Source organism: Anaerococcus urinomassiliensis (assembly GCF_900128425.1).
In the GTDB taxonomy this organism is placed as follows: domain Bacteria; phylum Bacillota; class Clostridia; order Tissierellales; family Peptoniphilaceae; genus Anaerococcus; species Anaerococcus urinomassiliensis.
The window spans coordinates 887,674-907,353 of sequence record NZ_LT635782.1; the positions used below are offsets into that span (position 1 = coordinate 887,674).

26 protein-coding genes are annotated in these 19,680 nt (G+C 32.2%); 3 read left to right on the forward strand and 23 right to left on the reverse strand.

Going from position 1 to position 19,680, the window contains the following annotated elements:
* Position 1: 1 nt before the first annotated feature.
* The 3 genes from phnE (BQ7474_RS05310) to BQ7474_RS05320 are packed head-to-tail and all read left to right on the forward strand — an operon-like array spanning position 2 to position 3,174.
* A complete protein-coding gene (gene phnE, locus BQ7474_RS05310) occupies positions 2-814 on the forward strand; it encodes a phosphonate ABC transporter, permease protein PhnE (RefSeq protein ID WP_073997934.1) in 813 nt (270 codons plus the stop codon).
* 9 nt (positions 815-823) lie between these two features.
* Positions 824-1,636 (forward strand): phosphonate ABC transporter, permease protein PhnE, encoded by an 813-nt coding sequence (phnE, locus tag BQ7474_RS05315; protein ID WP_073997935.1) that lies wholly within the window; start codon positions 824-826, stop codon positions 1,634-1,636.
* Positions 1,637-1,644: 8 nt separating this feature from the next.
* A complete protein-coding gene (locus BQ7474_RS05320; protein ID WP_073997936.1) occupies positions 1,645-3,174 on the forward strand; it encodes a bifunctional metallophosphatase/5'-nucleotidase in 1,530 nt (509 codons plus the stop codon).
* 48 nt (positions 3,175-3,222) lie between these two features.
* Here the strand turns inward: BQ7474_RS05320 and BQ7474_RS05325 are convergent, their stop codons facing one another.
* The 23 genes from BQ7474_RS05325 to purE form a co-directional block, all read right to left on the reverse strand.
* The gene (locus BQ7474_RS05325; RefSeq protein ID WP_073997937.1) at positions 3,223-4,293 is read right to left on the reverse strand and encodes a DUF2871 domain-containing protein; all 1,071 of its coding nucleotides are present in this window, start codon (positions 4,291-4,293) and stop codon (positions 3,223-3,225) included.
* Complete coding sequence (locus BQ7474_RS05330; protein WP_073997938.1) at positions 4,280-4,861, reverse strand: TetR/AcrR family transcriptional regulator; 582 nt, start codon at positions 4,859-4,861, stop codon at positions 4,280-4,282. The genes BQ7474_RS05325 and BQ7474_RS05330 overlap by 14 nt, the downstream gene beginning before the upstream one ends.
* A gap of 83 nt (positions 4,862-4,944) precedes the next feature.
* Complete coding sequence (locus tag BQ7474_RS10505) at positions 4,945-5,109, reverse strand: glycine zipper domain-containing protein (RefSeq protein WP_143179984.1); 165 nt, start codon at positions 5,107-5,109, stop codon at positions 4,945-4,947.
* 13 nt (positions 5,110-5,122) lie between these two features.
* Positions 5,123-5,557 (reverse strand): aminoglycoside 6'-N-acetyltransferase, encoded by a 435-nt coding sequence (gene aac(6'), locus BQ7474_RS05335; protein WP_073997939.1) that lies wholly within the window; start codon positions 5,555-5,557, stop codon positions 5,123-5,125.
* A gap of 24 nt (positions 5,558-5,581) precedes the next feature.
* Positions 5,582-6,091, reverse strand: a complete 510-nt coding sequence (locus tag BQ7474_RS05340; RefSeq protein WP_073997940.1) for a GNAT family N-acetyltransferase — start codon at positions 6,089-6,091, stop codon at positions 5,582-5,584.
* 20 nt (positions 6,092-6,111) lie between these two features.
* Entirely contained in the window at positions 6,112-6,579 is a 468-nt protein-coding gene (locus BQ7474_RS05345) for a GNAT family N-acetyltransferase (protein WP_073997941.1), read from the reverse strand.
* Positions 6,580-6,595: 16 nt separating this feature from the next.
* Positions 6,596-7,096 (reverse strand): YbaK/EbsC family protein, encoded by a 501-nt coding sequence (locus BQ7474_RS05350; RefSeq protein WP_073997942.1) that lies wholly within the window; start codon positions 7,094-7,096, stop codon positions 6,596-6,598.
* 9 nt (positions 7,097-7,105) lie between these two features.
* Positions 7,106-7,594, reverse strand: a complete 489-nt coding sequence (locus tag BQ7474_RS05355) for a hotdog fold domain-containing protein (protein ID WP_073997943.1) — start codon at positions 7,592-7,594, stop codon at positions 7,106-7,108.
* Positions 7,595-7,612: 18 nt separating this feature from the next.
* Complete coding sequence (locus BQ7474_RS05360; protein ID WP_143179985.1) at positions 7,613-8,026, reverse strand: GNAT family N-acetyltransferase; 414 nt, start codon at positions 8,024-8,026, stop codon at positions 7,613-7,615.
* 2 nt (positions 8,027-8,028) lie between these two features.
* Positions 8,029-9,243 (reverse strand): NAD(P)/FAD-dependent oxidoreductase, encoded by a 1,215-nt coding sequence (locus BQ7474_RS05365; protein WP_073997945.1) that lies wholly within the window; start codon positions 9,241-9,243, stop codon positions 8,029-8,031.
* 10 nt (positions 9,244-9,253) lie between these two features.
* Positions 9,254-10,477: a DUF6930 domain-containing protein gene (locus BQ7474_RS05370; protein ID WP_073997946.1), complete on the reverse strand. Its 1,224-nt coding sequence runs from the start codon at positions 10,475-10,477 to the stop codon at positions 9,254-9,256.
* A 10-nt stretch (positions 10,478-10,487) separates the two neighbouring features.
* Positions 10,488-11,564 carry an enoyl-CoA hydratase/isomerase family protein gene (locus tag BQ7474_RS05375; protein WP_073997947.1) on the reverse strand — a complete coding sequence of 359 codons (1,077 nt, stop codon included), beginning with the start codon at positions 11,562-11,564 and terminating at the stop codon, positions 10,488-10,490.
* A 152-nt stretch (positions 11,565-11,716) separates the two neighbouring features.
* Entirely contained in the window at positions 11,717-13,084 is a 1,368-nt protein-coding gene (locus tag BQ7474_RS05380) for a pyridoxal phosphate-dependent decarboxylase family protein (protein WP_073997948.1), read from the reverse strand.
* Between the two features lie 252 nt (positions 13,085-13,336).
* Entirely contained in the window at positions 13,337-14,635 is a 1,299-nt protein-coding gene (locus tag BQ7474_RS05385; protein ID WP_073997949.1) for a S41 family peptidase, read from the reverse strand.
* A 108-nt stretch (positions 14,636-14,743) separates the two neighbouring features.
* Positions 14,744-15,055 (reverse strand): hypothetical protein, encoded by a 312-nt coding sequence (locus BQ7474_RS05390; protein WP_073997950.1) that lies wholly within the window; start codon positions 15,053-15,055, stop codon positions 14,744-14,746.
* A gap of 72 nt (positions 15,056-15,127) precedes the next feature.
* A complete protein-coding gene (locus tag BQ7474_RS05395) occupies positions 15,128-15,544 on the reverse strand; it encodes a 2-thiouracil desulfurase family protein (protein ID WP_073997951.1) in 417 nt (138 codons plus the stop codon).
* Between the two features lie 36 nt (positions 15,545-15,580).
* Entirely contained in the window at positions 15,581-16,339 is a 759-nt protein-coding gene (locus BQ7474_RS05400; protein WP_073997952.1) for an NERD domain-containing protein, read from the reverse strand.
* 13 nt (positions 16,340-16,352) lie between these two features.
* A complete protein-coding gene (locus BQ7474_RS05405) occupies positions 16,353-16,799 on the reverse strand; it encodes a GNAT family N-acetyltransferase (RefSeq protein WP_073997953.1) in 447 nt (148 codons plus the stop codon).
* A 16-nt stretch (positions 16,800-16,815) separates the two neighbouring features.
* Positions 16,816-17,145: a type II toxin-antitoxin system PemK/MazF family toxin gene (locus BQ7474_RS05410; protein WP_073997954.1), complete on the reverse strand. Its 330-nt coding sequence runs from the start codon at positions 17,143-17,145 to the stop codon at positions 16,816-16,818.
* Positions 17,139-17,378: an AbrB/MazE/SpoVT family DNA-binding domain-containing protein gene (locus BQ7474_RS05415; RefSeq protein WP_073997955.1), complete on the reverse strand. Its 240-nt coding sequence runs from the start codon at positions 17,376-17,378 to the stop codon at positions 17,139-17,141. The genes BQ7474_RS05410 and BQ7474_RS05415 overlap by 7 nt, the downstream gene beginning before the upstream one ends.
* 112 nt (positions 17,379-17,490) lie before the next feature.
* Positions 17,491-18,171: a phosphoribosylaminoimidazolesuccinocarboxamide synthase gene (locus BQ7474_RS05420; protein ID WP_073997956.1), complete on the reverse strand. Its 681-nt coding sequence runs from the start codon at positions 18,169-18,171 to the stop codon at positions 17,491-17,493.
* 10 nt (positions 18,172-18,181) lie between these two features.
* Positions 18,182-19,201: a phosphoribosylformylglycinamidine cyclo-ligase gene (gene purM / locus BQ7474_RS05425; RefSeq protein WP_073997957.1), complete on the reverse strand. Its 1,020-nt coding sequence runs from the start codon at positions 19,199-19,201 to the stop codon at positions 18,182-18,184.
* Positions 19,201-19,677 carry a 5-(carboxyamino)imidazole ribonucleotide mutase gene (gene purE / locus BQ7474_RS05430; RefSeq protein WP_073997958.1) on the reverse strand — a complete coding sequence of 159 codons (477 nt, stop codon included), beginning with the start codon at positions 19,675-19,677 and terminating at the stop codon, positions 19,201-19,203. Before purE ends, purM begins: the two co-directional genes overlap by 1 nt.
* Between the last annotated feature and the right edge of the window lie 3 nt (positions 19,678-19,680).

Here is a 19,680-nt window from a genome sequence, read left to right on the forward strand (position 1 = left end):
TATGGGAAAATTATTTAAGCCTAGAAGCCTAACTCTTTCAAATGGAAAAGTAGTAGAAGAAGAAAAGTCAAATTCTTTGCTTATATCTCTAATTCTCCTAATTTTCTTAATTATTTCCCTTAGGGTTACAGGTTTTAATACTTCAATACTTGCTCGAAATGGTCATAATTTAATGGTAATATTAAAAGACTTATTTAATCCAGAGTGGGAATATCTACCAAAGGTGATAGGTCCAACTTTTGATACCATAAAAATGTCATTGTTTGGTTCATTTTTAGGAGCCCTTATTGCCCTTCCATTTGCATTCTTGGCTTCGTCAAATATGATAACAAGCAAAATCATCAACTGGATTTTCAAATTTCTATTTACTCTATTTAGAACACTACCTACCCTTGTAATTGCACTGATAGCAACTTATGTTTTTGGCCTAGGAACCCTAGCTGGTACTGTGGCAATTTTTATTTTTTCTTTTGCCTATGTAGGTAAGATAATGTATGAAGAGATTGAAACCCAAAATTTAGGTGCATATGAGGCTATGATTTCTATGGGTTATAGTAAGCCTATGGCCTTTTTAAAGGGGATCATACCATCAATTATGGCAACATATATATCCACTTCTCTATTTAATTTTGAAGGAAATGTACGTTATGCTTCAATATTAGGATATGTTGGTGCTGGAGGCCTTGGCCTTTTGATTAATGAAAATATTGGATGGCGTGATTATAACAGGGTTGGAGCAATATTATTTGCCCTGGTAATTACTGTATTTATTATAGAGTTAATCTCTAGAACTATAAGAAAGAAACTTTCTTAGGAGACTCTCATGGATATAAAAATAGAAAAAGTTTTAAAAGAAGAGCCAAATTATAGGCTTGTTCGTACAATTTTATCAGTTATTACCATTGGGATTTTAGTATGGTCTTCTAGTGTGATGGATTTTTCCAATACAAGTTCAAAGGGTATAGAGATTATAAAATCTATAATCGGTGGTTTGCTTAGCCCAGATTTTAGCCTTTTAGGTAATTTTGCAAAGGGAGGCTTATGGTATTTGGTTTTTGAAACCATATGTATAGCCTTTGTTGGAACTTTGATAGGAGCTTTAATCTCTCTTCCTCTAGCGTTCCTCTCATCACATAACATTGTTCCAAGGGTAATTGCAGAAATTTTTAAGCTCTTAATCCTACTTATAAGAACCATACCAGCCATAGTTTATGGTCTTATGTTTATTAGAGTTACAGGTCCTGGACCCTTTGCTGGGGTTATGACTATGACATTTATATCAATAGGCATGCTTACAAAATTATTCCAAGAAACTATAGCAAATATCGATACTTCTATACTTGAAGCATTCGAATCACTTGGTATAGGCAGATGGGGTAAAATTCGTTTCGGTATATTTCCCCAACTATTTGCAAGCTTCCTATCTACAATTATATATAGGTTTGATATGAATATAAGAGATGCAACAACCCTAGGTCTTGTTGGTGCTGGAGGAATTGGTGCACCACTTATATTTGCCATCAATTCTTATAGGTGGAATGAAGTTGGGATAATCTTATTAAGCTTGATGATCTTAGTTTTAATTGTAGAATTACTTTCAACTCGATTGAGAAAAAGACTATCCTATGGCTATTAAGGGGTTTTATGAAACTAACAATAATAGAAACATCAGATGTTCACTCATATATTTCAACTGACTCTTTTAAAGTAAGGGGTCAAAAAGAGCAACACTCGCTTTCAAGGGCAAAGACATATTTGGATAAAGTACGAAACGAAAACAAAAATGTGATTTATATAGACAACGGGGATAATATCCAAGGATCTCCCCTTGCTAGTTTATATCACAGAACTAATAGCATTGAAAATTTGAGCAAGTCCTATAACCTTTTAAAACCCGATGCTATAGTCTTAGGAAACCATGATTTTAATTACGGAAAAGACTATCTTAATTCATATATAAGCCATCTATCATGCCCAGTTTTATCAGCAAACACCATACAAATTGATGATCAGATTCTTGATATCAAGCCTTATATAATTAAAGAATTTTCTAATATCAAGGTTGGCATTCTTGGTCTTGTAACACAATATATCCCCCACTGGGAAAATCCTAAAAATATTGAGGGACTTAAGTTCCAATCAGCTCTCGAAACAGCTAAGTATTATGTGCCATATTTAAAACAGAAAGAAGCTTGTGATATTGTCATTATCTCTTACCATGGAGGTTTCGCCAAGGATTTAGAAAGTGGAGTAAATATTTACCAAGAAACAGGGGAAAATGAGGGATATGATTTACTATATTCAGGACTTGATTTTGATGTTCTTCTAACAGGGCATAATCACCAAGAAATAAGTGGTATCTATAATGACAAGATCGTTTTACAACCAGGCTATGCTGCTTCTAAACTTGGAGAAGTAATTTTTGAAATAGATGAAGATAAAAAAATAAAAGACACTCAGGTTAACTTAGTAAATCTAGGCGACTTTAATCCTAGCCAAGAATTGGAAGATATGATACTGGAAGATATGTCTAAGACCCAGGATTTCCTAGATGCTACTTGTGGCAAGTTACTTACTAATGCACAAATAAAATCAGTTCTAGACGCACAATTACATGGCCACCCTTATATAAGTCTAGTTAATCAAATTCAAATGCATTACACACAAACTGATATAGGAGGAGCTTGCATATTTTTGCCTGATGCCAAAGGTCTTTATGGCGAAGTCTCTATGAGAAATATTATTTCAAACTATATGTTTAATAATACTCTTATGAAGGTTGAGGTAAGTGGCAAAGAATTCAAACAAATTCTTGAATTTAATTCTCATTATTTTGATATAGATGGTCATGGAAATATAGTTATAAATCCAGAATATTTCCTATATAACTACGATATATATTCCGGAGTTGATTACAGCTTTGATATTTCAAAGCCAAGAGGTCAAAGGCTAGTAAGTGCTATCTATAAGAATCACGAGATTACTGACGACGAGAAAATCACCTTTGCAACTAATAGTTATAGGGCTATAGGCGGAGGAGATTTCCCCGTTTTAGATGGATCTCAAATAATCTGGGAATCAAGTCAAGATATTCCACAGTTTATTTTTGATTATATAGAAGAGAAAAAAATAGTAGAAATCAACGATTACCCAAGTGTAAATGTGATAGGTTAATAAAATAGCCATAGGATTATCTCCACAATCCTATGGCTAATTTTTTGGTTATATATTTTTATCTATTTTTTCGATTTTGAAGATTTTTGCAAAAGTCCAAACTATACCAAAAGTTAATATTACATGTCCAAGACCAGAAATTCCTGAAAGGGCAGCCTGTTTTACTATTTCTTCTCCATTTGATGTTACTTCATAAATTCCAATAAGCTCCATTGAAATTAAAGTAAGTATTAATCCTGTTAGATAGATCAAATATGGTTTTTTGACTACTGATATTTTTTCTATGTCATAATTTCTAAACAATAGGTAAATAACTAAAATAGTCAAGAATCCAAGGACTAGAGTGTGGGTGTGAACTATGGACATATAAGTCTCTCCTTCAAAATCCATATATTTTGTAAATTCCCTATAAAATGCACCTGCAATTAGTCCCATAATAAGGAAGGTAAATGATGTTGCCAGTAATGACTTTGCATTAAATTCTCCCACAAAGTATTTATATCCAAGTATAACTATAAATAAGTAAGCAAGAGTTTTTGGCATCATTAGTGCCCCAACTGCAGGAATTGTATCAGCAAAGAGTACTACAGGTATATAAAATGCAAAGCTAAGTAAGATTAACCACCACATATTTTTAAGTCCTGGTTGTGATTTTTCCTTGTATGACCAGATTATTAATAATATTCCCATTATTAAAAATGGTATATTTCTGTATATACCCCAGGCATATGACTCATTTGCTCCACCCCAATTATTTTGTGGCATTAACACTAGGACAATTCTAACAATTGCAAGGGCAAATATTAGATTTCTTTTATTATTGTTAGTATCCCCGCTTTGAGACCTATAAAAATAATAATATAAAACATAAAATATTGTCATTGTAATACTTGTGACAAATTTGCCCCAAGATAGTGCACTGATATTTGCCTCAAAGCCTCCTGGAGAAAAGTGTGATACCACTCTTGGTAGTAAGTGGAAACTGTCTCCAAGTCCCAAAAGTATTGCCATAATACCAAATAATTTTGCTTCTTTACTATTTTCCAATAGTAATCTTATTCCTAAGGCTACTACTATGGCTAAGTAGCCTATATCAAATAAACTTTCACCTATTTGCATTAAAAATTCCTTTCTTAATCCAATCCATGTGGATTTTATATTTTTCTATAAAAGTGACTTTGTCCCATTCTTCTCTAAAATTTCTTTCAACTAGGCTATGTACGACAGCTCGAAAAAAATATATCTTCTCCAAATCAACATTCATCTTATCTGCCTTATCAACAACCTTGTCATAATTTTGGTGGCAGTTAATCCAGTCTTCATTTAAGCTCTCATTCCAGAATAAAAACCTATTTTTATAAAGGTTGTAGCATTCATCTTTGAAAATATTGTCAGCAATATTTAATCCAAAATCATTTAGTGAAGTAATAATGTCTCCATCATTTTTCATAAGTGATGTCATAAAAAGCATATGCATATCGTGAGTTTTTTTATCAAGTATATAAAAATAGCTATCCTCTAGGTCTTCAAAATACTGATAAAAACTTCCTCTTGCAATTCCAAGTCTTTCCACAATAGCCTTTACGCTGACTTTTTCAAATGGTTTTTCAGAAAATTCTGATATCAAAACTTCAGTAATCTTTGATTTTTTATCCTGGTCTAAATTATAAAAAGTTTCCTTTGGCAAAAATACCTCCTTATAAATGACAGTGTGTCACCAGAATATTATAAGTGACACTGTGTCACTTGTCAAGTAAAAAAATAAGGAAGTTAATCCTTATTTTTGTTTTTGTCATCTTTTGTCATTAAAGTTCCAACTAGTACTCCAACTATTAGCCCAAGCCCTACTCCCATTGTGATATTATTTCTAATAGATCCTATTGCTGCTCCAAAAACAAGCCCAAGGGCTACACATGTACTAAATTTACTATTCATATTTCCTCCTAATTTATAATTCTTTCTTAAAGCAAATAATCCTATTTACCTCTTCAAATCCAATAGATAAATGAAAGGCTAAACTGTCTTTGTTAGTAAGCGTACAATCACTAGCAAATTCTTTTATTCCCTTATCTTTTACCCATTTTTCACAAGCTTCTACTAAATCTCTAGCGTAGTTGTTTTTCCTATATTCATCTTCTACATATATACCCTCTAGGTATCCAACGGGGCTTGTTTCACACCCTTCTACATAATCATATCTAATAGAAACATTAGCAAATCCAACTGGCTTATCATCTACGTATTTAATAAAAGAAGCCATATTGGGATCATCTGCAAATTCTTCGAATTCCTTTACAAGGTCATAAAGATTATTATCTTCCCAAATTTTCATAGCCATTTTTCCAAGTACTTTTGAATCTTTTTTTTTAGCTTTTTTTATCATAATACCCTCAATTTAGTTATTAGTTTATCTTAAGTCTAAAATCATATAATCAGTATCATAGTACATACCATCAATTTTCATATCTGCTGGCAATACGCCTGTTTTTTTAAATCCAAATTTATCGTATAGGTTAATCGCCCTTTTATTACAGTTTATTACCTTAAGTTCAATAATTTCAAGATTTATATCTTTTGCAAAATTGATAAGACTTTTCATCAGTAAACTTCCCACACCTTTATTCCGATATTTTTTCTTAACGATTATACCAAGCATTCCCTTATGTTTCATTCTTTCTGATTTATTAGTAGAAATATTTCCAATACCTATTATTTCTTTATCCAGCTCAGCTACTAAAAATATAGATCTATCTGATATTGTAGTATTTTCCAATATTTTTCTTTCTTCTTCAACTGATAAAGATAATCCCTCACTTCCATAAGTCATATAATCAGTCTCTCCACCTACAATCTTGCAATATTCTAATATATTTTCTGCATCATATCCAATAGCTTCTCTAATTATGAGATTTCTCATATTTCTACTCCATAATATATTTATAGTAAATACTTTATATAAATCTGACAAGGGTTCCAAGAATCCCACATATCTGGAAAACACTCAAGCTCGACATATCCCATTGCCTTATAAAATTCATTTGTAGTATCATACTCAAGGTAGTGACCACTTTGAACAGTCTTAACTTGGGAATATGTAAATCCGGATTCAATAGCAAGATTCTCGTAAGCATCATTTAATTTTTTTCCAACTCCTATCCTGTGGAATTCTTTTTTAATCCCCATTACAAATATATCAGCAGTATCATCACTTGTTGCATTCATTACTATAAATCCAGCAAGTTTATCATCTACATAGGCCACAAGATATGGCATATCTTTGGAGTCAGATATATAACTTTCGGTAGATTCTGGCAATCCAAACCATTCTGGCAGGCTATAAAGAATTTCCCTAGCAACAGTCTCCTTTTGCTTATAATTTTTTACTTCTATTACTTTTATTTCCATCTATAAATACCTTTTTTTAGAATAAATCAATGTTAGAAAAGAAGCTAGCCTGGTTGCCATTTTCTCTTATTAAATCCATCAAATCTGTCACTTTAAGCCAAATAGTTGCTGTATTTTCATTTGGGTGGCAGGCTATTAATTGGTCCTCCTTGTCAAAATACTTGTCTAGATAAAATTCTACTTTATGGTCTTTGTCGTTTAATATACTTAGTGGACTTACTGAACCTTGGACAACTTTTAGAACTTCGGATAATTGTTCATCGTCAGCAAAGTTTAGAGATTTGATTCCATGATCTTTTTTGAATTTTTTAAGATTCGCTTTTTTATCCCCATGAACAGTTATTAAATAATATTTATCATTCTTTTTGTCATAAACAAATACATTTTTGGCATCAGCATTAGTTACAGGCAAATCCATGCCTACCAAGTCGTCCATAGAAAAGACTGGCTCATGATCTAATCTCACATATTCAATTCCCTTTGAATCCAAAAATTTAAATACTTCTTCTTTGTTCATTTTTACCTCCTACATATTATCCTTGACACCAACGGCAATAATTCTTGATTCTGCTCTCTTTTCTCCACGAACTTCCATGGTCATATTTACTATTGCTTTTCTGTCGGTAAGTTCTTCCAAAGTTGATATTACAGTTATTTTTTCATTCATTGGTACTGGTTTTTTGAAATCTACTTCAAGCCTTGCGGTTATATATCTTCCTATTACAGTTTCTTCTGTAAGGTCTAATCCCTTGTTTTTGTGATTGAAGTATGCTGCTGAAGCAGTACCATGGCAATCAAATATCATGGCTATCATACCACCAAAGAGGTTTTGAGGTACTCCTCCCGTAAATTTCTCATCAGGAATAACCTTACAAATCACACTTTTCCCATCTTCGCTTGGATAAGATTTCAAATGCATACCAGCTTCATTTTGTGGTCCACAACCCCAACAATGTTGGAAACGTTCCCCGTAGGTGTCTTGGATAGCTACTTTGTTTTGTTTTTCTTCTTTCATATTCTCCCTCTTCTAATTTTATCTTATATATGTTTTTAATGGACAAGTTTTATTATTATCTGTCATTCCCATGGCTTGGTAAAAATAATTTGACCTGGCATCTTCAGCATCAGTTATTAGCAAAAATGTTCGTACATCTTTGAAATGATTAGAGGCTAGGGTATATAGTTTTTTTCCTATTCCTTGCCTATAATAATTAGGATCTACTATTAAATCTTGTATAAATACTATATGTTCTCCATCACCTACACATCTGATAAATCCGGCAAGTAATCCATCGTCAAATGCTCCAAGTACATATATTGAATTTTCAAATGATCTTTTTAGTTTTTCTACATCATCAAGATAGGCTGTCCATCCGTTTTTTTCATAGATACTTAACACTTGATTTATCAGTTCAGTATCAAATGTTTGATAATTTATTTCATCCATTTTCATCTTCCAAGCCTATATGTCTCATATTCATCAAGTGACTCACCCTTTATCCACTTTGTTGCCATTGTTGCTCCTATTTTCGAGTAAACAGTACCATTTCCACCTACACCACATATTACAAAAATATCATCATTTTCTGGATCTATTCCCATGTATGGTAAGTTGTCCTTGCTTATACCAAAAAGTGCTGCGTAGGAATATTCAACATCTAGGTCATATTTATCAACCAGCATTGAATTAGCTCCTTTTATTAAATCTCTATCTCTTTTTCCAACATCTTTATCTTTGATATTGTCTGATTTTTCGTCAAATCCACCTATCATTAATCTACCTTCGAATGTTTTCTTAAAGTATGTATATGCATCTTTGACTTCCCATACGAGCAGATCTTCATAGTTTTTTTCTTCTAATACTTGACTTACTCCTACATAGGTTTTATAAAGTTCCATATTTTCTAGGTTTTTCTTAAATTGATCAGGTGGATTGTAACCCGTTGCAATTACAATCTTTTTGTAAGATTTATTTATTTTCTGTCCGCCTATTTCAAGGCTAACAATGTTTTCATCATTTATCTTCTCACATTTTATAAATTTTAGACCCTCTACAATTTCTAAATTATAATTATCAACAGCAGTTTTTAGTAAACGAAGTACAAAAGCATATGGATTTAGGTTAATATCTGGTCCACATAATAGGCCACCATATGCTTTCAAATTGTAATCAGCAAGCTGGTCATAGTTTAAATATTTAACATCATAACCAATTTCTTTTTGCATCTTTGTTTCATCTTTGACGTCAGAAGCTTTTTTCATCTCCGTAGCCAAAATTATGCTGTTTTCTTGGATAAAATTTTCTTGGTCAATATTTACCAATTCATCGTTAATTTTAATTAAATGATCTACTGCCTTTTTTGATTGATTGTAAAATCTAATTGCCGCATCCTCTCCAATTTGATCAGCAAATTTTTTGACACCTTGGTCTGACATATATTGGATAAGACCAGTGTTTGCAGAAGTTGATCCATTTGCTATCCTGCCTTGATCAATTAATGTCACTTTATAACCAGCTTTTGATAGTTCATAAGCTGACAAGGCACCAGACATACCTGAACCTACTACAAGTACATCCGTATTAGGCTCAAAATTATTGTGGATCTCTAAGAAAATATCCTCAGTATTTGCAGGCCAAAATAAATTTCCTTTGTGTAATTTCATAAATCCTCTTTTATAATATTTTATTTAACGTTTGCATAATCTTCTTACTCAAATTATTATCTAAAATACCAGTTTTAACCCCGTCGACTAATAAATCTATTAATTCTTGTGGAGGCGCAATTCCTTCATTTGCCATATATTCCATCATATCTAGCATTTGCAACACCTCATCATCACTAATTACATCAGAATCATAAGTCTCATCTGGCAACTGTGAATCTAGATAGTCAAACAATTCATTTTTTACTTCATCTAAATCTATTAAATTATCTTTGACCAATATTTTAATATTACTACTAGCACAAATTTCTTTAAGTAGATTAAAGGTTCTTTGGTCTGGTACATTGATTACTTCTGGGATTAAATCTATATTTAATAACATTTCAAAAAAACTATTTGCAATCTCATTTGGATTCTTAGTGTAGTCTTCCACAGGTTCTGTACTAATTGCTTGACCACTTATCTTATCTACAGCCAACAAAGTTTGAGGATAATAGGGCACAAAATCACTATTTTCTATAGCTTCTGGTAAAACCAGCAACTGACATTCCATTTGTCCAGATTTTTTGGATTTTTTAATCTTCTTTAAGGTAGATATATCGATTATATTTGCTACAGGATAAATATTTTCCTTATTCCAATCAACATTCACGCTATCCTTAGCTTTGTAACTTTCACCTTCTTTTTCAAGAAGTACAATACTAGGCTTATCATAAATGCTACAAATATCTAAATGATCTGCGTTTGTATTGGCTAATATTTTTGACAAATCAATACTAGCACTAATAGCTTGCTCTATATAACTATAATCTTTCTCATTATCAAATTGTTTTAGTGGCGAAAATTTTTCTGATTTTCTAAAATATGGAAATGTAAATGATCCTGTTATTTTTATACCATGTTCTTTTTTATACTTCCTAACTGCTTTTACTTCATTAGGATTCAAGTCACCCATATTACCAAAAATTAGTTGATGATTTTCCAAAAGTAATGTTGAAACAAAATAATCATAATCTGAATAATCCATGTTATTATCTATAATTTTTACAAATTTTAATAAATTCTCATCACCAATTGTAAGATTTATAGCATTATATTCATTTCCTGCTCCCATGATATTAATAAAACCTATTTGACCATCAAAAAGTTTTATTGCAAAAAATTGGTCTTCAGATATCTTCTTCCATAGCTTAGTTTTTCTGTATTTATAGGCGAGTTCGTAAAGTTTGTCCATAATTGTTCCTTTAACTTTTTCTAATCAGTGTTTTTTTATAAGATTTTTCTAGGTTAAGTATTTTTTTGACATCATACATAGAAACTTCTTCTAATGATTTGTGTGCCCAATTAGGCTTGTTATCTTTGTCTATAATCTTTGCTCTAATACCTTCATTTATTCTCTTTTCTTTCATTGAATTTTGGATTATCCTTAGATCTCTATCTATAACTTCTTCATATGTTAGGTTTTTATCAGAAAAATATTTTTCAAATTGAAGAGCCAAGCTAAAAGGATCTCTTTCATTTAAAATAGCAAGTGTATTTTTTGCGAAATCATCATTATTTTCATTTTCCTTAAGGTCATCAAATATTTCTTCAATGCTTGGATGGGAAAAATACTTGTCAATTTTTTCCATGTTTTTATCTATCTTGCTTTCTTCTAATTCCTGGCCAAAACTTTCAATACTTTTAGTAAATTGATTAAAAAGGTCCTTGCCATCATAATCTTTGGAAAGTGTAAAAAGATTATTAATAACATCTTCATAGTCGCTAGATTTTATATAAATATCTGCAAAACCGTACTTTATCAAATCAGAAGCTTCTAGACTTGCTCCACACAAACCAACATATTGTCCTAAAGCCTGTGGTAAGCTTGCTATAAATTTGCCTACACCCACATCTGGAGCAAAGCCTAGGCTTGTCTCAGGCATGGCCCAATTTATATTTTCCTCAACAATAATAAAATCAGAATTAATGCTAAGGCCTATACCTCCTCCCATGGTTACTCCAAACCAATGGCTAATAATAGGCTTCTTATAGGATGCTACATACTTATCAAGGTCGAACTCATTTTTCAAGAGTCCATCTTTTTCGTAAACAGAATCATTAACAAGATAATCGTAGTACATAGATTTAAGGTCACCACCTGCAGAAAAACCTTTATCTATAAGGCTGTCAAAAAGTACTGCCTTAACCTCATCATCTTGCTCAAACTTTTTTAAAATGTCTCTGATTCTATTAATAGAATTATCGTCCAGTGAATTCAATTGTTTGGGTCTATCTAAATAAATTATTCCAATGTTTTCTTTTATTTTTTCTTTAATCATTGTTCATCCTCAGTATTTTTCTCTATTAACAAAATTTGTCTTTATAGATAATATCTACCCTTAAAGGTCTATTTATATTGATAATTGGATAATTATATTAAATCAGGCGCAAAAAAGCCTCACTCTTATCAAAAGCGAAGCCTAATTAATTTTTATTTTGTTGTTTCAAGTACTATATTTATTGCCTTATCTATGTTAGTATTAGGGTTTAAGAATGCCAGCCTTAGGATTACTTCCCCATCTATACTTGATGGTATGCATAAGATTTTGCCTTCTAGAGCCAAATCATTTGACCATTTTGTATAATCGGTAAGCTCCCAGCCCTTTCTTTTAAATACGACTATTGATAAAGTTGGATCCATCAGTAGTTCCAAGTGGTCACTATCCTTTATTGCTTGTGCACATTTTTTTGCATTATCTAAGCATTTCTCAATAGCTTGAGAGTATTTTTTGCTACCATAGGTCACTAGTGAATACCATAGTGGAAGTCCTCTGGTTCTTCTGGATAGATGTATAGCCATATCAGATGGATTGCTTTGGCTGTGATCAACTCCTTCTAGATACTCTGCATGTTGTGAAAAAGTATTGTAAACTCTCTTAGGATCTTTATAAATCAAACAACAGCAATCGTATGGAGCAAACAACCACTTATGTGGATCTACAATGAATGAGTCAGCATCTTCTATTCCCTTATATAAGTCCCTTACACTTGGAGCTAATATTCCTGCTCCACCATAAGCACCATCTATGTGTAACCAAATATCATGTTTTTTGCAAACCTTGCTAATAGAATCAATATCATCAATTGTTCCTGTGTTTGTAGTACCACAAGTTGCAACAACTGCAAATACTCCATCATTATCTTCAATCAATTTCTTAACAGATTCGCCAGTCATTCTACCCTTATCATCAGTATCAGCAATTAAAACATCTACATCCAATACCTTTGCTATAGTTCTCACTGATGAATGAGTATCTTTTGAAATAATTAATTTGTAGCCATCACTAGGTCTTCCCTTTGGATAAATATTTTCATCTTTCCATTTATTTTTTGCATTATCTCTAGCACAAGCTAAGGCAGAAAGATTGCCGTAAGTACCACCAGACACAAAAGTACCAATAGCTTCCTCTGGCCAGTCAAGATTTTTTTTAAGCCAATCCACCACTTGGTTTTCAGCATAAATAGCACCAGCCCCATTTTCCCAGATACCACCAAAAACATTAGCTGCAGATACAACCTCATCAAAGGCAACAGCTGCCTTGGTAGGAGCACATGGGATATAGGCAAAATTCATAGGATCATCTGCTGAGCGAGTAGCCTTATTTAGAGTTTCAAAAATATCTAATGCTTTCTTTGGTCCAATACCATCCTCTGTTATAGTATCGCCAACACTATGTCTCAACTCCATGGCTGAAAGAGCAGTAGTTTTTGGATCCGATCCAGAAACAGTTCTCTCCTTAGCCCAATTCAATGCTAATTCTACAGATTCATCTTCATAATTCCAAAATTTATTATCCATAATTCACCTCTAGTATTAAGATTTATAGTTCTAAAATAACCTCTACTAGTAAAATACATAAAAATTTAAAACTACGCAAGCACACGGTATGAATCACTAAAGTAAACTACCAAAATATAACCTTTATTTATGTGGTTTTAATGAATTAATATAAAATAATTTCAGAAAACTACTACAAATTATAACACTATTTCTAATATAAACTAACCTATAAATATTATTGTGCAATAACTAACAAATCATCTATAAATTTTATTCTATACCAGCATCCTTAATAACACCCTTGATGATTTCTTGTTCTTTTAAGGGTTTTGTAGTAGTTGTGAAATCTTCTTTGACAACAATATCTGGCTTTGTCTTGTCTAATTCGTTTATAGAACCCGATTCTGTAAGGCCTAAGCCGTCTGAAAATCTTAATACATAACCTGTTCTTGGTAGATCCACTTGTAATGGGTCAAATCCTATTCCATCGCCTCCAGTTCTTGTGCCAACTAATGTTGCAATTTTCGTTTCTTTGCAAAATGATGCTAACATTTCCGCTGATGAATACACGCCTTCGTCTACCAATAGATAAATATTACCCTTAAAACCAATAGTATTCTCAGCTGCTTCTACATAATCTTCATAGGATAGGTAATAATCAAAGTCCTTTAGAATCTCTTTTGTCTTTTCATCATAATCAGAATTTTCTACAAAATATTCAATATCAGATCTATAGCCCTCTTGTTTTATAGCTTTACTATTAATCTTGCCTGATTTTATAAAGCTATAGTTTATTGTTTGGTAATCATTATCTAAAATTTTTGGAAGCAAAAACTCTTGCCAATATCTGGAGTCTCCTCCTCCGTTTCCCCTGATGTCTATTATTAAATTAGGGTAATCTTTAATCTCTAGCAAGAAATCATCTAAAACTTCCTCGTCTTTTTTTCTATACAGATCTTCCAGCATAGAATTTATTTTCATATAGGCTAACTTATCTTTTAAAATTATATCAGTTGTTAAGTTAGCTACATCTGAAGAATCCTCTCCTGCATAGTTCATATTTTCCTTTATATAATCTTTTATACTTTGGTTATTAATATTGTATCTTTTTCTAACATTTTCTTTTTCGTATATTTTTGAAAAATCATGGCGCCAATCAGAATTTGGAGTGTGATAATAGCTTATGTATAAGCTTTTTGCAAATGATTCATCTATTAAACTAGTGTGCCTATTGTTTAGCTCTGCTAAAACATCATTCATCCTATTATAAAAATCCCAATCGTTTTTGGATTCTCTTATGTAATTCTCGTACTCTTCTTTGTTATCAAGCCAATCTATGCCATACGCTATCTTATTAATTTCAAAAAATGGATAATATGTCTTTAATGTGTCATAAGCATAGTCAAAATCATACAAATAATCTTCTGTACTAAGGTCAAATTCTGTATCGTCTATTTCTTTTAAATTTATAGTATTTATATCATTTTCTTTATTTTGATTAATATTATTTACAAATGTTATTAGTATAACTACTACAGGTATTATTAATAGCAATTTTCTTTTTTTCATATAATCTCCTGGCAAATCATTAGATGATTTTACATTATAATTATAATAAATTTACAGGCATAATAAAAGCAAGCACTCAATCAAAAGCAAGGTGCTTGCCAAATATATCTATTTAATATTGTGTTTTTCCATTCTCTCTTTAAAAAGATCTGTTATTATTTTTTCTAACTCTTCACGTTCTTTTTCTGGCAATGCTCCTGGTTTCTTGGCCACTTCATACAATTCAGGATTCTCATTTGCTATTTTTTCTACTGCCTTAGTTGTTGCATGTCCTCTCACAAAAAATGGTATTTTCTTAATCCACTCTTCTGGTACAAGCGCCAAAATTTTTTTGCTTGCTTCTTTGTCTGTAAGTTTAGCTGTAGAGAGTCCTTTTTCAATTTGTTCTTGTTCTATTTTGGTAAAATCTGTTTTTTTCATATATCCTCCGTATAGTTAATTATATAAGCTTTATCTATTTTGTAAAGTTTAAATATAATGAAAAGTATATTGTTATAGGTCTTCTATATCCATCACTGTAACATTATTATCTAATAAAATTTGCGCAAAGATACCCTGACCTTTTATAAGATTGCCTGTAAAAGAACCATCATATATATTATTTACCCCACAAGATGGGCTTCTAGATTGGAGAATTACTAAGCCCACTTGATTATCAATAACTTTGTCTAAAGCTATTTGGGCACCTTTTTTGAACTCATAGTCTACTGACCTGCCATTTTCCAATTTGACTACTCCACCAACAATTTCTGCCGGCTTTCTTGGCGTAGGTAGACCTCCAAGCACTTCTGGGCAGATGCTTATAACTTGGTGGTTTCTTAAGAATTCTACTAATTTCTTGCTATAGTTATTTCCCCCATTGTATTTACAATTTTCTCCTAATAAGCATGCGCTGACTGCAATTTTCATAATATAACTTCTTTCATCAATATTTTTTTCACTAAGCTATTTTTTATTAACTACAAACCTACATTTTGGAAAGTTTGAGCAACCGATAAATTTCCCGTATTTACCGTTTCTTTCAACTAATTGTCCACCACATCTTGGGCAAATATGTTGTTTTATTTTTTTATCATTATCCCTCTTAATCTTTTTAATATCTCTAACATGTGAGAAATCACTTTGATGTGATTGATTTTTTTCTATTATTTTTTCAATATTTCTCACTTCATCAAAAGATATTATTTCTTCGGTGGATAAGGATTTAATAACATCACTTACATATGCTATTTTACAGACTTTCGAATTATTAACCTCAATTGAATCTAAGTTAGCTTCTCCAGAAAAGGCAATTATAGAATGATATACCATATTGGGGTAATGTAGACTTAATATTTCTTCCAGCGATTTTATATGGGCATAGTTTTGAAAAATAGGATTCATAAAATAATATTTTTTACCTGCTAGGTACTGGGTCCATTGGTTTGAGAATTCTTTACCATAAATCTTGCCCTTATATCCCTTTGTCTCTATACAAAATATTCCATAGCAAGAGATTACAATGTGATCAATTTGAGTAGTCTTCGTGTTATCACTTGGGTTCTTGAGCTTTATATCGTGAAGTTTTATATATTTATCCTTGTCTAGATTTTTTATAGAAAATGCCGTGGCTATCTCTCCCATATCCCCTTTAAATTTAGATTTGAAAACAGTAATTAGTAAAATGCATCCTATAAAAAATCCAATCGCAAATTTAAGTTCCATAGTATCTACTAATTTACTTCTTGTCTACTATTAGTCTCATTTTTATATGGGCTATACCATCAAGTAAAAATTCATCAGATATTTGTACAAAGCCTAGATTTTCATAGAATTTTTTGGCATAAGTTTGGGCTTCTAAGTAGATTGCATCGGCGTCAAAAAATTCTTTTGCTGCGATAATCCCTTCTTTTAATACCAACGTTCCAAGACCCTGGCGTCTATTCTTTGCTATGACTCTGCCTATTGCAACATCTTCACTTTCAATTCCTCTGTCTAAAACACGTAGATATGCTACAATTTCATCTCCATCTTTTATGTAAACGTGTATGGCCTCTTGGTCAAGATTATCAATCTCTGGGTAAAGGCATGTTTGTTCTAGGACAAATACATCAAACCTGAGCTTCAAAATTTCATACAATTCATTAGCATCAAGATTACTAAAACGTTTTCTATAAGTTTGCATAAATTAGTCCTCCCTCTTATACTTCTTCAATCTGAGCATATAAAACGTCTACTACCTTAGAAAATATATCAGTTGGCAATTTTTCAACATATTTAAATCCCCTTGCCTTTAAGTCTAGAGTCTTCATATGTTCACATAGTATGACTCCACTTGTTTCTGTTCTGTCATCTAAACGAACATGCAAGGGAAAATTGTTATCGGTATTAGTTATTGGACAGGCAATTACCAAGTTAGTTTTTTCATTAAAAAAATTATTGCTTACAATTAAGGCCGGTCCATAACCAGCTTGTTCATGTCCTTTTTGGGGATTAAAGTTGACCTTTATTATATCACCTTGATCTACCATATTTCATCTCCAATAGGATCTCCCCAATCAATTTCTAAGCTTTCATAATTTCCATCAAATCCTTCGAATAAATCCAAAATATTTTTTCTGGAATCAATTTTTTCAATTAATATTTTATTACCATCCGTTTTAAGTTCTAGTTCATCTTTTTCGTTAATATCAAGTTCATCAAGAATTACTTTGGGTATTCTAATTCCTTGGCTATTTCCCCATTTTTGCAATTTAACAGTCATGGTATTTCCTCCTATGTTTGTATATACTTAGTATATACCTAATTAGAGAATAGTCAATATAAAACAAATAAAAAACCCGCCAATTAATCATCAGACGAGTTTTTTAAAAATCTTAGCCAAGCATAATTTTTTCTAGTTCAAGTGGTTCGATGTATTGGTCACCCTTGTAGGCTCTCATATTTCCACCAGATATTTCATCTATTAGAGCAACTTTGCCATCTTTTATTCTACCAAATTCAAATTTGATATCATATAGGTCTAGTCCTTTTTTAGCTAATTCTTCTTTAACTATTTCTCCAATGTTTAGAGCTAAGTCAGTGAGTTCTTCGTATTCTTCTTCTGTCATAATATTTAGTAATGCTAGGGCATCTTTTGTGATTAGTGGGTCGTTTCTGTCGTCATCTTTTAAAGTGATCTCTACATATGGATCGATTTTTGTACCATTTTCTATATATTTGCCATATCTTCTGATGAAGGATCCTACTGCGTAGTATCTTACTATTACTTCTACACCTTGACCAAATACTTCTGCTTTTTTGACAACTGCTTCGTTTTTGTCTAGGTCAGCTGATACAAAGTGGGTTGTTAGTCCCTTATCATTTAGCTTTTCATAGAAGAATTTTGTCATGGCTACTGCTTGGTGGCCTGCACCCTCCATGGTAAGTCCAACGCTATTTGCACCTGGGTCAAATACACCATCATTACCTGTTACATCATCTTTAAATTTTAGTAAATATTCTTCATCATTTAGTTTATAAACATCTTTTGTTTTGCCTGTGTATACTTTTTCCATATTATTCTCCTTATAAATTAATTTTAATATCCTTGTTTCCCTCAGTAACCTGACCTATTTTTATAGCTTCATTGCCCAATATTTCCATAGTTTTCATCTCATCTTCTGGACTTACAAATACCACCATGCCTATGCCCATGTTAAAGGTATGGTACATTTCCTCAGTGTCTATTTCGCCCCATTCTTGGATTTTACTAAATATTGGATCTATTTCAAATTCGCCAAGGTCAAATTCTACTGACAAATCATCACTTAGTACTCTTGGTACATTCTCATATAGGCCACCGCCTGTAATATTGGCTATAGCCTTAACTTCTATATTTTCAGTAAGGTCTTTAATTTCTTTTGCATAAATTTTTGTTGGTGTAAGTAACTTTTCTCCAATACTTTGATTTTCATAATATTGGTCAGATAAGTTTATACCAGCTTGGTCTAAAGCTGCTCTCACTAGAGAAAATCCATTACTATGGATACCTGATGACTTCAAAGCTATGGCTACATCGCCCACTTCTAAACTTTCTCCGGTAATTATCTTATCCCTATCAACTATTCCTACTGCAAAACCTGCTAGATCATAGTCATCTTCCTTGTATATACCAGGCATTTCTGCAGTTTCTCCACCAATTAGTGCTGCTCCTGACTTTTGACAACCTTGAGCAACCCCACTTACTAAATCTGCCATTTTATTTGGGTTTAGTTTGCCAGTAGCTATATAATCTAGGAAAAATAATGGCTTTGCACCTTGGCAAATAATGTCGTTTATACACATAGCTACGCAATCTATGCCAACTGTGTCGTGTCTGTCCATTTCCATGGCAAGTTTTATTTTTGTCCCAACTCCATCTGTACCACTTAATAAGACAGGATTTTTCATGCCAGTTAAATCTGGAAGAAAGGCTCCTGCAAAACCACCTATGTCGGTTAGTACTTCTCTGCCATGAGTTTTCTTCACAATTTGTTTGATAAGCTCTACTTCCTCATAGCCCTTTTCTTTATCTACTCCAGCATCTTTATATGTGAGTTTTGCCATTATATTTCCTCAAGATTTTTGTCATCTTCTATGACTTTATCCAGCATTTCTTTCTTGTGATCTTTTAATTTTTGAGAAAGATTTTCATCAGATAGAGCCAAGATTTGAATTGCTAGTAGGGCTGCATTATCTCCACCATTTATAGCAACAGTTGCAACAGGTACTCCTTTTGGCATTTGTACCATTGATAAAAGTGCGTCTAGTCCTGCAGTATTTGTTCCGCCGACTGGAAGGCCAATTACTGGCTTAATAGTCATTCCAGCCATAACTCCAGCAAGATGAGCCGCCATGCCTGCTATACCTATATAAATTTTTGCATCATCTGCTGCCATTGTTTTTTCTAGGACATCTAGGGCACGGTGAGCAGAAATTACTGATACTTGGTAATCTATATCAAATTTCTTTAATATTTTAGTAACTTTTTTGGCAATTTCAACATCGCTTGCTGAACCCATTATAACTCTAACATCTGTCATTTT

Excerpts from the sequence above, each read along its gene's own strand:
- phnE (WP_073997934.1), top strand. The coding sequence starts at position 2 with ATGGGAAAATTATTTAAGCCTAGAAGCCTAACTCTTTCAAATGGAAAA.
- phnE (WP_073997935.1), top strand. The coding sequence starts at position 824 with ATGGATATAAAAATAGAAAAAGTTTTAAAAGAAGAGCCAAATTATAGG.
- BQ7474_RS05320 (WP_073997936.1), top strand. The coding sequence starts at position 1,645 with ATGAAACTAACAATAATAGAAACATCAGATGTTCACTCATATATTTCA.
- BQ7474_RS05325 (WP_073997937.1), bottom strand. The coding sequence starts at position 4,293 with ATGCAAATAGGTGAAAGTTTATTTGATATAGGCTACTTAGCCATAGTA.
- BQ7474_RS10505 (WP_143179984.1), bottom strand. The coding sequence starts at position 5,109 with ATGAATAGTAAATTTAGTACATGTGTAGCCCTTGGGCTTGTTTTTGGA.
- BQ7474_RS05340 (WP_073997940.1), bottom strand. The coding sequence starts at position 6,091 with ATGAGAAATCTCATAATTAGAGAAGCTATTGGATATGATGCAGAAAAT.
- BQ7474_RS05345 (WP_073997941.1), bottom strand. The coding sequence starts at position 6,579 with ATGGAAATAAAAGTAATAGAAGTAAAAAATTATAAGCAAAAGGAGACT.
- BQ7474_RS05350 (WP_073997942.1), bottom strand. The coding sequence starts at position 7,096 with ATGAACAAAGAAGAAGTATTTAAATTTTTGGATTCAAAGGGAATTGAA.
- BQ7474_RS05355 (WP_073997943.1), bottom strand. The coding sequence starts at position 7,594 with ATGAAAGAAGAAAAACAAAACAAAGTAGCTATCCAAGACACCTACGGG.
- BQ7474_RS05360 (WP_143179985.1), bottom strand. The coding sequence starts at position 8,026 with ATGGATGAAATAAATTATCAAACATTTGATACTGAACTGATAAATCAA.
- BQ7474_RS05365 (WP_073997945.1), bottom strand. The coding sequence starts at position 9,243 with ATGAAATTACACAAAGGAAATTTATTTTGGCCTGCAAATACTGAGGAT.
- BQ7474_RS05370 (WP_073997946.1), bottom strand. The coding sequence starts at position 10,477 with ATGGACAAACTTTACGAACTCGCCTATAAATACAGAAAAACTAAGCTA.
- BQ7474_RS05375 (WP_073997947.1), bottom strand. The coding sequence starts at position 11,564 with ATGATTAAAGAAAAAATAAAAGAAAACATTGGAATAATTTATTTAGAT.
- BQ7474_RS05380 (WP_073997948.1), bottom strand. The coding sequence starts at position 13,084 with ATGGATAATAAATTTTGGAATTATGAAGATGAATCTGTAGAATTAGCA.
- BQ7474_RS05385 (WP_073997949.1), bottom strand. The coding sequence starts at position 14,635 with ATGAAAAAAAGAAAATTGCTATTAATAATACCTGTAGTAGTTATACTA.
- BQ7474_RS05390 (WP_073997950.1), bottom strand. The coding sequence starts at position 15,055 with ATGAAAAAAACAGATTTTACCAAAATAGAACAAGAACAAATTGAAAAA.
- BQ7474_RS05395 (WP_073997951.1), bottom strand. The coding sequence starts at position 15,544 with ATGAAAATTGCAGTCAGCGCATGCTTATTAGGAGAAAATTGTAAATAC.
- BQ7474_RS05400 (WP_073997952.1), bottom strand. The coding sequence starts at position 16,339 with ATGGAACTTAAATTTGCGATTGGATTTTTTATAGGATGCATTTTACTA.
- BQ7474_RS05405 (WP_073997953.1), bottom strand. The coding sequence starts at position 16,799 with ATGCAAACTTATAGAAAACGTTTTAGTAATCTTGATGCTAATGAATTG.
- BQ7474_RS05410 (WP_073997954.1), bottom strand. The coding sequence starts at position 17,145 with ATGGTAGATCAAGGTGATATAATAAAGGTCAACTTTAATCCCCAAAAA.
- BQ7474_RS05415 (WP_073997955.1), bottom strand. The coding sequence starts at position 17,378 with ATGACTGTTAAATTGCAAAAATGGGGAAATAGCCAAGGAATTAGAATA.
- BQ7474_RS05420 (WP_073997956.1), bottom strand. The coding sequence starts at position 18,171 with ATGGAAAAAGTATACACAGGCAAAACAAAAGATGTTTATAAACTAAAT.
- purM (WP_073997957.1), bottom strand. The coding sequence starts at position 19,201 with ATGGCAAAACTCACATATAAAGATGCTGGAGTAGATAAAGAAAAGGGC.
- purE (WP_073997958.1), bottom strand. The coding sequence starts at position 19,677 with ATGACAGATGTTAGAGTTATAATGGGTTCAGCAAGCGATGTTGAAATT.